Here is a 15,387-nt window from a genome sequence, read left to right as displayed (position 1 = left end):
TGTATTCCTGTGGCGGAACGTATAATATGTAGTTGATATGTTCGATAAAGAAGATTATACATTAACGCATAACAAAGGAGTCAGCGCCTTGAAATACGCAATATTAAACCGAGGAGACGAGATCTCTGTCACTTTGACCGAGACGTTTCACCGTTTAGCCCACGGCCAAGGTCTCATTTGTGACGATGAAGAGCCCGAGATTGTTCTGTCGATCGGTGGCGACGGAACGATGCTTCAAGCCTTTCACCGCTATGTCGGCCAACTTGATAGAATCGCGTTCGTCGGGATTCATACCGGCCATCTTGGCTTCTACGCTGATTGGAAGCCTGATGAAATCGAACTGCTCGTTCAGTTGATGGCCGAGAACCGTTCGAAGGACCAGATTTATCCGCGCATCGTGAAGTATCCGCTCATTGAGCTGCAAGTGGACGGAGAGGATACTGGCAAGAGGATGTATATTGCCTTGAATGAATTTACGTTGAAGGGCGTAGAGAATACGCTCGTCGCTCAAATCGATATTAATGACGAACTGTTCGAAATGTTTCGCGGCGACGGGATATGCGTATCTACGCCATCCGGCAGCACGGCTTATAACAAGAGCCTTGGCGGGGCCATGGTGCACCCTTCCATCCCGTCCATTCAGCTTGCCGAGATCGCATCCATCAACAACCGTGTGTACCGCACGCTGGGGTCGTCGCTTATTTTGCCCCAACATCACCATTTCGACATTCATCCGCGCAAGAAGCAGAAGCTGCTGCTGACGGTGGATCATGTGAACATTCCCATTGACCATTTGCGTTCGATTCGCTGCCGGGTTGCCGATCAGTCCGTGACGTTCATCCGCTACCGGCCGTTTCCGTTTTGGAATCGCGTGCGCGAAGCATTTCTCGGCTAAGACGAGCCTGTGCCCTGCAATGTCTCATTTACAGCGAAAAAAGGTGCGTCCCTTTCAATGGGCGCACCTTTTCTATAAGCCATAACCGCATCAGGCACAGGGAATGTTCACGCTATGATCGAACTTCCTTCGCTTCACGCGACTCTTTCGATTCCGCCGGGCCACGCTGCTGTGCGTGCGCATTCGGCGCTCCATTACCTTTACCGCCATGCTTATGGCGATTGCGGTGCTGACGCGGTTTGCGCTCCGACGAGGCTGGTTTTGGAGTCTGCTCGGCAGAAGCATCGTTAGCGGCTGTCTTCGGCTGCAATGATATGCCTTGCTGCGCTTGCGGCACGGCTTCTGCACCGGCATCTTCCACTGCTGCCGCCCCTTCCCGCTCTGCTTCATCCCCTTGATCAGTGCCCGAGCGCAGGCGCGCATCTTTGTTGCTGACCTTCTCAAGGATGAAATAAGCACAGCCGAAGTTGCAATATTCATTAATATAGTCCATCATACTTGATACGGCCGACTCTTTGGTGGACTTCGGATGATTATCCCGGAAGAAGCCTTTTAAGCGTAGCTGGCTGTAGCCCCAATCGCCCAGTATGTAATCATACCGTTCCAGCACTTCACTGTATCGGCTTCGGAACGCTTCCGGATTCCATGCATTTTTGTGCTCTTGAATAACTTCGTACGTTCTGCCTCCAACATGAATCATGTCCGTGATTCCCCCTTCCCCGTCGATGACAGGCTCAAGCACGAACGGATGAGCACGCTGCTTCATGCCCCCCGGTCTGCATACCGCGGCTGATGAGCAGCCTAAGCATTCGAGGAAGCCATCGTCTGATGAGCGGATTTCACTTGTTCATGCGCATGGTAGGAACTGCGCACAAGCGGTCCTGATTCGACATGGCTGAACCCGCGCTTCAATCCTTCGTCCTTCAACTCTGCAAATTGCTCCGGACGATAATATTTTTCAACATTCAAATGTTTCTTAGTTGGCTGCAAATACTGCCCAAGGGTCAAAATATCACAATCTACAGCACGCAAGTCATCCATCGTTTGCAGGATTTCATCCCACTCTTCACCGACACCAAGCATAATGCTGGATTTCGTTGGAATTTGCGGCTGCATTTCCTTCGCCCGCTTCAGCAATTCCAAAGTGCGATCATACTTCGCCTTAGCCCGCACACGATCAGACATCCGTTCTACTGTTTCCACATTGTGGTTCAAAATATCCGGTTTGGCGTCCATCACGATACGGAGCGCATCCCAATTCCCCATAAAGTCGGGGATGAGCACTTCTACCGTGCAGAATGGCATCCGGCGGCGAACCGCTCGAATCGTCTCCGCAAAGATAGAAGCTCCGCCGTCCTGCAAATCGTCTCTGGCGACGGAAGTTACGACACAATGCCGCAAGCCCATGCGTTCAGCTGCTTCAGCCACGCGTTCCGGCTCTTGCAAGTCCAATTCGGTTGGCATACCAGTATTCACTGCACAGAAGCGGCAAGCACGCGTACAAATATCACCCAAAATCATGAACGTTGCCGTGCGGTTGGCCCAGCACTCGTATATGTTCGGACAACGCGCCTCTTCGCATACCGTATGCAGCGTTTTGGAGCGCATCATATCTTTAATTTCGGTGTAATTCTCTCCTGTGGTCAGTTTGATGCGTATCCAGTCTGGTTTCTGCTCTCTCGTTTTCATGGAGTGTACCCTTCCTTCTCTGTTCGCTTAACCTTGACCTAATTCAGTATTATACCATGAACCCTCAAAAATCCATACCTGTGTGTCCATTGCTTGGATAAAAAGGCCACCAACGCACATTCTAACATTAAACCATCCCTTTCGGATATGGAATAAGGAGGAAACTGCCGCATGAGACAAGTTGCATCTGTATTGGTTGCAAGTCTTGCCTTATCGATTACCTTTGGCTCGCCGCTTGACGCATCGCCTGCGCATTCCTTGGGCCGCAACGAAATTTCAGAGCGCGCCTTTTCGGATGAGTTGGCTGCAACAGCCGATTCGGATGGCGAGGTATGGAGAGAACGGCGAGACTTATATGAAAAAATGAGTGTAGTGACCGGAATTCCATGGTATCGTCTGGCAGCCATCGATCAATATGAACGAACATTGACGAAGGCGAATCCTAAAAAACGCGAACATCCAAAACGGTTAACCAGTGTATACGTCGAACCCCCGAAATGGGTCGGTCTCATGAACCCGGATATTGAAGATAAAAATCCGCAATCGATTTCTTTGTTCAAGGGGATCGGGCGCGACGGTTCGGGTGATCAACGTGCCGACGCCAACAACGATACCGACCTGCTATACAGCGTCGCCTCGTTCATAGGCTCCTACGGTCCGAACGAAGACGACTTCGGCGCGGGGCTCTGGAATTACTATTCCAATCCCAGATCCGTGCAGCGGGTGAAGCAGTTCGCCCGCATCTATGAGCACTTTGACCAACTCCAGCTGTTCGAGCACGCCTTTCCATTGCCGGTGAAGTCCACCTATTCCTACCGCAGCACCTGGGGCATGGGGCGGCATTACGGCGGGTTCCGAATTCACGAGGGGACCGATATATTTGCCGGATACGGAGTGCCCGTGCGCAGCACCTGCTACGGCATAGTGGAAGTGAAGGGCTGGAACCGTTACGGCGGGTGGCGCATCGGAATCCGCGATTTGAACAACCTTTACCACTATTACGCTCACTTATCCGGTTATGAGAAAAGCATCAAAATCGGCGATATTGTCAAACCCGGTCAAACGATCGGCTGGGTGGGCAGCTCAGGGTACGGCAAACCGGGCACATCCGGCAAGTTCCCTCCGCATCTGCATTACGGCGTGTACCGGGATCGGGGGCTGGTGGAGTATGCGTTCGATCCGTACCCCCTGCTGCATCAATGGGAGCAGTCTGAAAAGCGGAAACTCAAACAGCCGAAAAAAACGAAGCAGAATTCCGCCAAGCCTGCCAAAGAAACAAAAAAATAGCGCAGCATGCATCCATAAATGCGCTGAAGCACAAGAAACGCAAGAAGCGGCCTCTCCCCGGACGCTTCTTGCGTGTTACTCATGCCCTTGTCCTTGCACAGGCACAGATGATTCCGTGCTGCCTTCAACCGGCTGAGCAGGCTCCGTATGCGTCTCTGTCTGTGCAGGAACGCTGATGCCGTCCTGCGGCGTGGATGCGCCTATCGAGCCCCCTGGCAAAGACTGCATCGGCAATGATAACGCTGGCGCCTTATCACTATTCGTGCCGACCGGTTGCCCTTTGCCGTCATAATAATACATTGGCACATCGCCTACGACGAGCAGATAGGAAATCGGAATTTCCGTTTCCACCACTTCTGGCTCCAAATCGAATGGAATGACAATCGCCACTTCTTCCACTACTTTTATGTATACTTCAATGATTACCATATTAATTCCAACGTCCCTAGGGCGGGTGTTCAGCTCGACCTTGGCTGCTCCCTGCGGCTCCATCCGCACCGGAATGCGCGGACCGAACGATGCGATCAACGGACTGCCCAATGCTTGGCCGACCGGGATATGATCCTTGAGCTCATCCGCTTGATTCAGCGTCGATTGAACGACCTCGACCGTATCCGCCGTAATTCGCATTTGTTCATTATAGTTCAAGGCGACGCTGGTGACCTTGCCGCGTGAATCTGTCTTCCATTCGATTAGTTTATTAAGTTCTCTGCCCCGCATCACTTGCTCGGTTATCGCTTTGTTAATCGCCTGAGTCGCAATTTGCTTTACCCTTATTTTCGCAAGGTGCATTAACGGTCCCCGCACATTTTTATCCACATAGGCGAACATCTGTACCGACAGCAGCGTAAATATAACGAGCGCAATAAAGAACAGCCTCCGCTTGCGTCGCGGCTTAACCGGCCGATTCTGCCATTGCGAGGCAGTATTAGCGCTTCCGCTGCCCAACGGGCGAACGCTTTTGCGCCAGCCTGCTGCACGCCATCCGGAAGCGCGCCTTTTGCTGAACGATATAGTGGGCAGTTGCCATCTGCGCGGTCGAAATCCCGAGCGCCAGCCTGGCCGCCATCTGCTCAACTCACATCCCCCCTTCCGGCTCGGCTTGACAGGAGCAGCCTGTACGTTCCCAGTGTATGCGGACGGCCGCAAAAAAAGAAGAACGGACATGGCAAGGAGCGTTGTCTTGACAGGTCAGCAAACGACTGCGTATACTTGCTGATGTATAACTATAAATTTCTAATGAGGTGGAAAGGAAATGATGATTTTATCGACTGTTCTGAAACGGTATTTGGCTTAACACGGGAGAGATCTGCCCATTTTTCATCTAAGCCAACCGAAGAACAGTTGATAAAGAACGATTCCTTTCTTACAAATTCGTTTTGTAATGGGTAAGGCGTATGTTCGCCTTACCCATTTTTTGTTAACTTCACCAATGCTGCAAATTGAATGCGATCTTTAAGCTGCTGTTCTCTCGGCTTGGCTTTGAATGCAAAGCGAAAAGGAGAGAATGAAATGAGTATATTAACCGTTGAACGACTTACCCATATGTACGGAGATAAAAAAATATTTAAAGATATAAGCTTGCGTTTGCTGCCAGGAGAGCACGCCGGACTCGTCGGAAGCAACGGAGCGGGCAAATCGACGCTGCTCCGCATTTTGGCTGGAGAAATGCTGCCTGACGAAGGCACGATGGCATGGTATCCTCATGTCAATATCGGCTTTCTGCAGCAGCACATTGATTTGGTACCGGGAACAACCATTATGGAATATTTACGCAGCTCATTTGCCCATTTGTATGAGATCGAGCGCAGCATGCTGCAAATCGCAGAGAAAATGGCTGCGGCAGATCATGATCTGGACCGATGGTTGGCACAATATGGCGAGCTGCAAAATAAGCTGGAGCATTCTGATTTTTATCAGATTGATGCGAAAATCGAAGAAGTTGCTGCCGGATTGGGCATTTTAGAGCTAGGCAAAGACCGCGATGTAGAGAAACTAAGCGGCGGCCAGCGAACGAAGCTGTTGTTAGGCAAGCTGTTATTGGAAGAACCGCATGTGTTGCTGCTTGATGAACCGACAAACTATTTGGACGACTCGCACATTGATTGGCTTATCGGATATTTAAAAAGCTATAAGCATGCTTACCTTGTCGTATCGCATGACGAACGTTTTTTAAATGAGATTGCAAATACGATCTTCCATCTAGAGCATCAAACGCTCAAGCGGTATACAGGTAATTATAAAGCCTTTCTCAACAGCTACGAACAAAGCAAGCAGCAGCTGCAAGCTGCATATGACAGACAGCAAAGAGAAATCGGCAGGCTGGAAAGCTTTATCCAAAAAAATCGAAACCGGAAAGCAAAGCAAGCGAAGAGCCGGGAAAAGGCGCTTGAAAAAATGAGCCGCATCGATAGACCTGCGTCCGGACCACGGCCCCGCTTTGCGTTCCAAGTGAACACGGACCCCGTAAACAAAATTATCGAGGCGAACAATCTACAAATTGGCTATACAGAGCCGCTATTCGGACCGATTGATTTGCTGATCAAGCGCGGTGAAAAAATTGCAATTGTCGGGCATAACGGTGTCGGCAAATCCACCATGCTCAAAACATTATTGGGGCATTTGCAACCAATAAGCGGCACGGTGCAAGTAGGCGAGCAAGTAAAGGCAGCCTACTTTGCGCAAGAGGATTTTGCTTCAACCCGCACAGCGCTCGAACTATTGTGGTCATTCCGGCCTGATTTGACGCAGAAAGAAATTAGGCAAACGCTGGCAATGTCTGGACTGACAGACAACCATATTCGGCAGCCGCTCAGCTCCTTGAGCGGCGGAGAGCAGGCCAAGGTCCGATTATGCGAGCTCATGCTGACAACAAGCAATGTGCTTGTCTTGGATGAGCCGACGAATCATTTGGATAGCCGGGCCAAGGATGCACTTAAAGAGGCTCTGCAACTATATAAAGGCACGCTTCTGCTTGTTTCACACGAGCCGGACTTCTATGAAGGCTGGGTGACGCAAGTATGGGAAGTGCAAGGTTGGTGCAACCATTAAGAAAAAGAGGTATCGACGGAGTTGTGTTTTCAACTCTGTTGATACCTATTTCATTTATCTTTTTACTCAACGATAGAGCGTTTTACGTAAAATATCTGTTATAAATTTTGTCTTTGCATCGACATATTTATCAATATCATAACGATACATTTGCGCCAGTTTCAATTTTAATGATTGATATTCGTTGCGGGCGGCTTCATTGGCGCGAAGATAATCGCGCAATGCAATATGTTCCAAGTATCCTTTGCCGTCTTGGGGACATACGTAAAGGTGATACTTCATATGCCCATCGGCAAACGTTCTTTGAAAAGCTTCCCGACCTTCCACTCCCAAATTTCCTTGATGTTCAAATCCTTCCTTAGCTAATCGAGCAATAATTGCTGGCAGCACGCTGTAGCTCTCAATGACTACATCTATATCAATTATTGGCTTAGCCGATAATCCTTCTACTGCGGTGCTGCCAACATGCTCTACTTTCAAGATCAAATCACCGATGTAACTCGTAATCATTTCTTTCATGTTATAAAATTGCGTTTTCCAGTCCGCATTGTATGGAACAACCTCGATAACCCTGGTTCTTTCTGCCATTGTTCATATGCGCTCCCTTCTTATAGTTTAGTAGAGGAATAGATGTACCAAAAAAGAACGGGAGCAAGAGCATTGATTCCCCTCGCTCCTGTCCCCGTTTTTTTATCATGAAAGTAAGTTTTTGCAGACAGCTTGCTGCATGAGATTTAGTTAGAATAATGACGCTGACGCATCGCTTCGTACAATAGCACGGTCGTCGCCATCGCGACGTTCAGCGATTCTGCTTGACCGCGCATCGGAATAATAATCGTGTCATCCACCAGCGCCTGCACCGCCTCGGACACGCCTTGCCCTTCATTACCCACGACAATCCAGGTCGCAGCGCAATAATTGTAGCCATAGCACGAGTGCGACGCCTGTAGACTTGTGCTCACAACCCGCGCCCCGCATTCTTTCGCTTCCGGCAGCAGTTCCGTTAAATTCCCTTCCACAATGGGCAGATGAAATAAAGACCCCATAGTGGAACGCACTGTTTTGGCATTGTATAGGTCGACTGTCCCTTTACCTATGACCACGCCGTCAGCACCGACCGCATCCGCCGTTCGAATAATCGTTCCCAGGTTGCCGGGATCCTGCACACCATCGACGACGACGACTAGCGCAGAGTTTGCGCGAAGCAAAGCTTGCAGCCCATCTGCCTTCCGCTTTCGCACTACAGCAAATACAGGCTGCGGCGTATCTGTGTCACAACACTTGCGAATAATTGCATCGGTAGCAGCTATCCATTCTACGCCCGCTTGCGCAGTTCCGTCGCCTTGAGACATGCTTGAGACGATGTCTGGACCATATGAGGTCAATTCCCGCGGAATACCCGCTTCCATATCGTACACTACTGTCTCAACGTCTGCCTTGGAACGCAGCGCTTCAAGCACTAGATGGATTCCCTCTACAAGGAACCGGCCTTCCTTATTGCGATGCTTGCGCTCTTTTAACTGGGCCCATTGCTTCACTCTTATATTTTGCAGGGATGTTATTCTCTGTTCTCTCATGATTCGGAGAATGCCAACTCCAGATTGTGCAGATGATCGTTAAGGCCGACAATGACCAAAATATCGCCTTCTTTGATACGATCCTCCGCATATGGAGAAATGTTCGTCTTTCCGTTATTTTTAATCGCCATAACGTTACAACCGTATTTGGCGCGAATGTCCAATTCCTTCAGGTTCTTGCCAACCATTAGCGAAGATGCGCGCACTTCAATGATGCTGTGATCCTCAGACAGCTCGATGTAATCCAAAATATTAGGAGAAATCAGATTATGCGCGACCCGTGTGCCCATGTCTCGTTCCGGGAACACGACCTTGTCGGCTCCAATCTTGCTCAATACCTTGCCATGCAGCTCATTTTGCGCTTTCGCCACAATTTTCGGCACCCCGAGATCCTTTAATATTAACGTCGTTAAAATACTAGCTTGAATATCTTGTCCGATGGCAACCACGACAACGTCGAAGTTACGGACGCCAAGTGCCTTAAGCGCATCCTCATCTGTACAGTCTGCAGATACGGCATGCGTCACCATATTCACGACTTCTTGTATTTTCTGTTGGCTTGAATCGATCGCAAGCACTTCGAAGCCCATCTTGCTCAAGCTTTGTGCGATGCTAGAACCGAACCGTCCCATCCCAATGATTGCAAATTGCTTTTTCGCAGCCATAGACTCACCTTCCCCATATACCGGCACTTATCAATGCAATTATTATACCATGGTCATCCCGTTTGTTGAAATTTGTCTGTCTGACAATCGATGCATGAGGACGAAAACCTTAGGGAACGTTATACGCGAAGCCGCAAGGTGAACCTTCTGCTATGTAGTGTAACCGTGTCTTGCGTACATATTGTGCGCCTCTTACTCCCACTTTTTGAGAAAGGGATAAACAGGACTAAGGCTATACGAATAGACAGCTCGGCGAACATGCGGAACGTGAAAGAAGGAGGAGTACCCAATGGCCGTCACTCTTAATTTGCGTCAAGCCATCGTTCAAAAAGTAACGAATAAGTCGGATGAGGACATTGTCGGCATGATCGAGGGCTCTATCGATTTTGACGAACGCGCGCTTCCTGGGCTTGGCGTGTTGTTCGAAATGATCTGGAAAGAAAGCGACGATGATATGCGTCAACAATTGGTCGATACTTTGCAGCATAAGCTGCACGAAGGACAAGGACCGCAATAACAGGCAAGCTGGTATGAATATGCGCGTCAAAGAACGGGCAGCGGCGGCATGACGGTAAGCGAAACAGCCGCCCTCCCCTGTTCCCGATGCCGGATAACCCTTCCCCTTTTGGTTTCTTCTTCCGCAATCTTGTCCAATCCCCAACCTAATTCATCCGTGCTTCATACGAACGCGAGCCATCACGTGCAAATTAGATACCCGTAATCATATCGGTTAAGCAACCTATTAGCCAAACCCATGCGGCTATGTTAATTCAGCATTCTAGCGAAATTGCTTTACATTGACGCAGCGTCAAACGTTACAATGATTGCAAAAGGAGTTGAATGCATGAAAATACAAGAAGCGGCAGAGCGGTTAGGCATGACGGCCCGCGCCATCCGGTTCTATGAACAGAAGGGATTGCTATCCCCTGCGAAGCAAGAGGATAATGGCTACCGCGTGTTTCGTGAAGCGGACATTGACCGTCTGCGCACTATCGGCGCTTTGCGGGAGCTGAATTTGTCCTTGGAGCACATCCGCAGCTGCATCGACGAGGCGGAGGCCGGTGAAATGATGGCCTTGCGTCCTTATTTATTGGAGAAGCGGCAAGAGCTGGCTTTGCAATATGCAGAGCTCAAACGCTTGCTCGGGCTGCTGGATAATCTGCTTGACATGGATCATAACCAACAGGGAGAGGTTGTCGTGAAACAATTGCATCATATCGGCGAACAGTCACGCCGTTATCAAAAGCTGCGCAGCGATTGGTCCGATCGCTGGAATTTCGATGCGCAAGCTACTCGATACGATGACGCGGTGTATATGAATACTGATTCGCTCAGAGTACATGCCGATTACGAGCAGATCTTGGACCGGGTATGCCGGGAAGCCGACCCGAAGCCGGGAGATCGCGGGCTGGAGGTGGGTATAGGAACAGGCAATTTGGCGGGTCGCTGCCTGCGCCTTGAAGCCGAGATGACAGGGGTGGACCAATCCGCGGCCATGCTTGAACGCTGTCAGGAGAAGTGGCCGGCCATCCGGCTCCTTCAGGGCAATATGATGGCCTTGCCGCTTGCAGACGAGCGGTTCGATTTTATTGTGACAAGTTATGCGCTCCATCATTTGACGGATGAGCAGAAAGAAATCGCCCTTGAAGAGATGGGACGTGTGCTCGCTTCAGAGGGGCGCCTCGTCATTGCCGATCTGATGTTCATTGATAAAGCGCACCGGACAGCATTTATTGCTGAATTGGAAGCGAAGGGAGATACGCACTCCATCGCGGCGATTCACGACGAATATTATGCGGATCGCTCCCGCTTAATATCCTGGTTGGAACGGCATCATTATGACGTAACTGCCGATCAACTGACTCACTTGATGCATTTGCTCGTTGTGCGAAAAAAGAAAGGAGTCTGAACGATGGCATCTGAGCATTCAGCGAATCATATTGCCGTTCCCGATCATGACTTCATCTATGAGCATCAAGCAGATAAATATGATCGGCTTATCGGGTGTGAGGACGACAGGCTGGAATTGAGACAAGCGCTAAGCGCGCTGCTGCAAGCGGAATCACATGGCCGGGTCACAGAGCTTGGAGCGGGCACAGGGCGCTTGGCGCGTCTCGTGCTCCAATATGCTCCTCAGTTAATCGAATACACCGCCTGTGACGCCTCTGCTTCCATGCTGCGCCAATTGGAAGCGAATGTGCGGCGTGACGTCGAGGCTGGGCATTATGACAGCGTACAGGCCAATAGGGTTCGTACCGTGACGGCATCGCATCATCGTCTGCCTCTGGCAGATGCTTCCGCCGACTTGGTGCTGGCTGGCTGGACCATATGCTACGCCTGCAGCGATGAGGAGCAGAACGACATGCTGCCCACCATCATGGAAGAGGCGTGCCGCATCCTGCGGCCGGGCGGTCGCATGGTCATCTGGGAAACGCTCGGAACCGGTGTGGAGGCCCCTGAAGTTCTTCCCTTATTACGCGGATACATTGAAGCTATCGAACAACGCCATCATTTTCGCCGCACCATACTTCAGACCGACTTTCGCTTTCCGAATCTTTGTGAGGCAGAATCGCTCTCAGCCTGGTTCTTTGGCACCGAGGCGCTTCGCATGCTCCGTCAAGAGGCTGATGGAACTGTCTTGCTGCCATCCTTCACGGGCATGTGGGTGAAAGAATGGTAAACAGACCCGCCGATATATCGGCGGGTCTCAGCTTGTCGAGAAACCCTGTCTTTTTCAAGACGAGGGTTTCTCTTTGTTTTCATCCAGCTACATGAGTAAAGAAAAGAGGGGGAATTACCCTCTTTCCAGGCGATCCAGGTGGATCGCTATCTTCTTCATATTCTGCACGGCCGCCGTCATCAAGGCTTGTTCCCTGACGTTTTGCAGTCCGCGTAAACGGCAATAGCGAAACCCATGGAGCTCTTTAGCATCCGCGAAGCTTCGCTCAATTGTTTCTTTTCGTTTGCGGTACAACCATTTGCCTGACTTCTGACTTGCTAAGCCGGTTGTTCCGTACCCACTCTTTGCTGTCCTCCCATACATGCCGGGCAATCACCTTTCGGTGATTTCGAGAGCGTGTACATTCGTTCAGTAAAGGGCAGCTCTTGCAATGTTCTGGATCAGAGGCATATTGCCGGTAACCCTCTCGGTTGGTTGTCCGGTAAGAAAGCTCCTGCTTAGCTGGACAGACGTAAATATTCCGCTCAGCATCATAAGTGAATTTCCATTTTGGAAATAATCCTTGCGTAGGATGAAATCTTCGGTGAGCAATCACAGCAAAAATCCCTCGTTTTTGCAGACCTTTACAAATAGGCGTAGTCAAATAACCTGAATCTAAGGCGACAGCTTCTACTTCAAAACCGAATCGTTCACTTTGGCGATCTAAGCGTGACAAATACGGCACAGAATCATGGACATTTCCGGGCGTGACATGTACATCCGTAATCAGATTGTATTTTACATCTACGGTGCGGTGATCTAAATAAAAGAATCCTTCCGGCTTACCGTCTCGAATCATATATCCACTGTCGGGATCCGTCTTGCTCACTTTTATCTCTTTTTCTACTCTCACGTCCTCTCTGGTTTTCAGGGCTTTTTTCCGTTTGCCTTCCGGTCTACTTCAACCGCAGCGTTGAGCTCGCCAATGTAATCTTTGGTGTTTTGCAGCACTTGTTGCTTGGTATACTGGTGTTTATTAGCGTTCGCTTTGACATGTGTGGAGTCGGAAATCAGTACACGTCCTCCGACCATCCGGTGTTGAATCGCTTGCAGTACAATTTCATCAAAGACCTCTTGAAAAATATCCGTATTTTTAAAACGGGTACGTCGATTCCAGCTAATCGTTGTATGGTCAGGAACTCTATCGGTAAGCCCTAGCCCTAAGAACCAGCGATAGGCCAGGTTGGTTTGAATTTCACGTTCAAGTTGGCGTTCGGAGCGAATGCCATAGAAATAACCGAGAAAGATCATCTTGAAGAGGACTGCAGGATCAATTGCAGGCCGACCATTGTCCTCGCAGTACAAGGGACGAACCTTCTTATCTATAAACGAGAAGTCAATGTATCTGTCCACCTTACGCAGCAAATGATCTTGGGGAACCAAATCCTCAATTGAAACGAATTCGTAAGATTGTTGTCTTTCCCGATTGGAACGCAACATAACCAAGCACCTTCCGTCATGAGTATTGTTACCTATATTATACAATATTAACGCGGTGTCGTGTTGAATTAAGTCAAATAAAAATAGCTGTCGAGAACTTTCTCGACAGCCTGAGACCCGCCGATATATCGGCGGGTCTGTTTGATCCAGCTTCTCGCTTTGTAATTCTCCGCTTATGGCGCAGTCTCCGAAAAGGTCACATCCGGCATTTTGTCCATAGCCGTACGCATTGCATATTCGTTCTCGAACAGCGCCACATAATTCCCATTCTTATCTGTGACCAATTGCGAATTGATACGGAACTTCGATGGATCCAGCGATGCCCCCGACACCCAACGCGCAAACTGGTACGTAAGGCGCTGAAGCATCACTTCCACTCCATACTCCGCCTTCATGCGGTATTCGAACACCTCGAATTGGAGTTGCCCGACGACGCCCAGAATCGTCTCGTCGAATACGCCTGTCGCATGGAACACTTGAATAGTGCCTTCTTCCGTCAGTTGGTCTACGCCTTTTTGATACTGTTTATGCTTCAATGCATTTTTGACCGTTACCCGTGCAAAAATCTCGGGAGAGAACGTCGGCATCTCGTCGAACGTTACCTCCGAACCTTGGCTCAAGCTGTCTCCGATACGGAAGATGCCCGGATCGAACAAACCGATAATATCTCCCGGGAACGCTTCCTGAACGATATCCCGGTCTTGAGCCAAAAATTGCTGCGGCTGCGCCAGCTTAATCTCTTTGCCTGCACGAACGTGCTTCACGCTCATTCCGCGTTCGAATTTGCCTGAGCAAATGCGCAAAAAGGCGATACGGTCACGATGCGCGGGGTTCATATTCGCTTGAATTTTAAAAATATAGCCTGTAAATTTCTCATCGGTCGGATCAACCGGCCCTTCCGTCGACTGACGGATTTCCGGCTTCGGCGCCAATTGCAGGAAGTTCTCCAGAAATGTCTGTACACCGAAGTTATTGATCGCGCTGCCGAAAAAGACCGGAGTCAATTCACCGCGCTTGACTTTCTCGTAATCGAATTCATCGCCCGCCACATCGAGCAGCTCGAGCTCTTCGCACAATTGATCATGCAAATAATCGCCCGCCATGTCCCGAATGACCGGATCGCGGTAATCCTCGACTTTTTCTACCTTAATGACAGAATGGTCGTCCCCCTGGAACAATTCCACCTGTTTCTTCATCCGATCATAGACGCCGCACAACCCGCGTCCCATGCCGATCGGCCAGTTCATCGGAACCGAACGGATGCCGAGCACCTGCTCAATTTCTTCCATCAGCTCGAACGGACTGCGTCCTTCCCGGTCCAGCTTGTTAATAAACGTAAAGATCGGGATGCCCCGCTTCGCGCACACCTGGAACAGCTTAATCGTTTGCGCCTCGACCCCTTTGGCCACGTCAATCAGCATGACGGCGCTGTCCGCAGCGGTAAGCGTGCGGTATGTGTCCTCGCTGAAGTCTTGGTGACCCGGCGTATCGAGAATGTTGATCCGGTGTCCTTTATAATCGAATTGCATAACCGAAGAAGTGACGGAAATTCCCCGCTGCTTCTCGATTTCCATCCAGTCGCTCGTCGCGTGCTTGCTCGCTTTGCGCGCTTTTACCGTTCCTGCCAGGCGAATAGCTCCCCCAAACAGCAACAGCTTCTCTGTTAACGTCGTCTTCCCGGCGTCAGGGTGGGAAATGATCGCAAATGTGCGGCGTTTCTCCACTTCTTGCTTCAATTGTTCGGATAACGATTTGCTCATATTTTTTAGCCCTCTCATCACAAAATCACGTATCTGTTATTGTATCACAAAATAGGGAAGGCCATAAATGGGGAAAGCGAACAACATGAGCGTTAACATAAAAATATTTTGTGTCGGCGAATCGTATAAAGAAATATTTTGAGCTGATTACATCTAAACTAGGAGTTGCTTGATACGACTCTTTGCTTCATTTTCCCCTTCCATCAGGCTGCTTCATGACTTATATCTATAGAAAGCGCTCCGTCTGCTTCTTCTCAACGTTTTGAATCCTGACTGCTTGGGAGATTGAAACTAAGGTTATTCT

At 49.8% G+C, this 15,387-nt stretch carries 13 protein-coding genes and 1 pseudogene; 6 read left to right on the top strand and 8 right to left on the bottom strand.

From position 1 onward, the window contains the following. Positions 1-88 precede the first annotated feature (88 nt). Positions 89-895, top strand: coding sequence for an NAD kinase (locus JSQ80_RS16730; protein WP_206096069.1), 807 nt, complete (start codon positions 89-91; stop codon positions 893-895). Positions 896-1,007: 112 nt separating this feature from the next. On the opposite strand, the gene JSQ80_RS16725 is transcribed toward JSQ80_RS16730, so the two are convergent. Continuing rightward, a complete protein-coding gene (locus tag JSQ80_RS16725) occupies positions 1,008-1,661 on the bottom strand; it encodes a YutD family protein (protein WP_240463699.1) in 654 nt (217 codons plus the stop codon). Positions 1,662-1,696: 35 nt separating this feature from the next. Continuing rightward, positions 1,697-2,584 carry a lipoyl synthase gene (gene lipA, locus JSQ80_RS16720; protein ID WP_087435885.1) on the bottom strand — a complete coding sequence of 296 codons (888 nt, stop codon included), beginning with the start codon at positions 2,582-2,584 and terminating at the stop codon, positions 1,697-1,699. A gap of 171 nt (positions 2,585-2,755) precedes the next feature. On the opposite strand from lipA, the gene JSQ80_RS16715 reads away from it, so the two are divergent. Next, positions 2,756-3,871, top strand: coding sequence for a M23 family metallopeptidase (locus tag JSQ80_RS16715; protein ID WP_087435884.1), 1,116 nt, complete (start codon positions 2,756-2,758; stop codon positions 3,869-3,871). A 75-nt stretch (positions 3,872-3,946) separates the two neighbouring features. On the opposite strand, the gene yunB is transcribed toward JSQ80_RS16715, so the two are convergent. Beyond that, positions 3,947-4,948 carry a sporulation protein YunB gene (gene yunB, locus JSQ80_RS16710; RefSeq protein WP_206096068.1) on the bottom strand — a complete coding sequence of 334 codons (1,002 nt, stop codon included), beginning with the start codon at positions 4,946-4,948 and terminating at the stop codon, positions 3,947-3,949. A 435-nt stretch (positions 4,949-5,383) separates the two neighbouring features. On the opposite strand from yunB, the gene JSQ80_RS16705 reads away from it, so the two are divergent. Next, a complete protein-coding gene (locus JSQ80_RS16705) occupies positions 5,384-6,922 on the top strand; it encodes an ABC-F family ATP-binding cassette domain-containing protein (RefSeq protein ID WP_206096067.1) in 1,539 nt (512 codons plus the stop codon). Between the two features lie 66 nt (positions 6,923-6,988). Here the strand turns inward: JSQ80_RS16705 and JSQ80_RS16700 are convergent, their stop codons facing one another. The 3 genes from JSQ80_RS16700 to JSQ80_RS16690 all read right to left on the bottom strand — a co-directional run bounded on the left by JSQ80_RS16700 (position 6,989) and on the right by JSQ80_RS16690 (position 9,164). Further along, a complete protein-coding gene (locus JSQ80_RS16700; protein ID WP_206096066.1) occupies positions 6,989-7,510 on the bottom strand; it encodes a GrpB family protein in 522 nt (173 codons plus the stop codon). A gap of 146 nt (positions 7,511-7,656) precedes the next feature. Further along, positions 7,657-8,499: a TrmH family RNA methyltransferase gene (locus JSQ80_RS16695; RefSeq protein ID WP_206096065.1), complete on the bottom strand. Its 843-nt coding sequence runs from the start codon at positions 8,497-8,499 to the stop codon at positions 7,657-7,659. Beyond that, positions 8,496-9,164, bottom strand: a complete 669-nt coding sequence (locus JSQ80_RS16690) for a potassium channel family protein (protein WP_206096064.1) — start codon at positions 9,162-9,164, stop codon at positions 8,496-8,498. The genes JSQ80_RS16695 and JSQ80_RS16690 overlap by 4 nt, the downstream gene beginning before the upstream one ends. Positions 9,165-9,453: 289 nt before the next feature. Between JSQ80_RS16690 and sspI the strand changes: the two genes are divergently transcribed. The 3 genes from sspI to JSQ80_RS16675 all read left to right on the top strand — a co-directional run bounded on the left by sspI (position 9,454) and on the right by JSQ80_RS16675 (position 11,844). Then, on the top strand, positions 9,454-9,681 hold the full coding sequence (gene sspI, locus JSQ80_RS16685; RefSeq protein WP_087435877.1) for a small acid-soluble spore protein SspI: 228 nt from the start codon (positions 9,454-9,456) through the stop codon (positions 9,679-9,681). A 327-nt stretch (positions 9,682-10,008) separates the two neighbouring features. Continuing rightward, positions 10,009-11,073, top strand: coding sequence for a MerR family transcriptional regulator (locus JSQ80_RS16680; protein ID WP_206096063.1), 1,065 nt, complete (start codon positions 10,009-10,011; stop codon positions 11,071-11,073). 3 nt (positions 11,074-11,076) lie between these two features. Continuing rightward, a complete protein-coding gene (locus JSQ80_RS16675) occupies positions 11,077-11,844 on the top strand; it encodes a class I SAM-dependent methyltransferase (RefSeq protein ID WP_206096062.1) in 768 nt (255 codons plus the stop codon). A 114-nt stretch (positions 11,845-11,958) separates the two neighbouring features. Here JSQ80_RS16675 and JSQ80_RS16670 read toward each other — a convergent pair. Then, a pseudogene (locus JSQ80_RS16670) lies at positions 11,959-13,323 on the bottom strand (IS1182 family transposase). A gap of 173 nt (positions 13,324-13,496) precedes the next feature. Next, on the bottom strand, positions 13,497-15,083 hold the full coding sequence (locus JSQ80_RS16665) for a peptide chain release factor 3 (RefSeq protein ID WP_087435874.1): 1,587 nt from the start codon (positions 15,081-15,083) through the stop codon (positions 13,497-13,499). Between the last annotated feature and the right edge of the window lie 304 nt (positions 15,084-15,387).

The sequence above is a fragment of the Paenibacillus apiarius genome (assembly GCF_017052585.1).
Taxonomy (GTDB): Bacteria; Bacillota; Bacilli; order Paenibacillales; family Paenibacillaceae; genus Paenibacillus_B; species Paenibacillus_B apiarius.
Note: the sequence above shows the minus strand (reverse complement) of the source record. Positions and strands in the feature narration are given on the sequence as shown.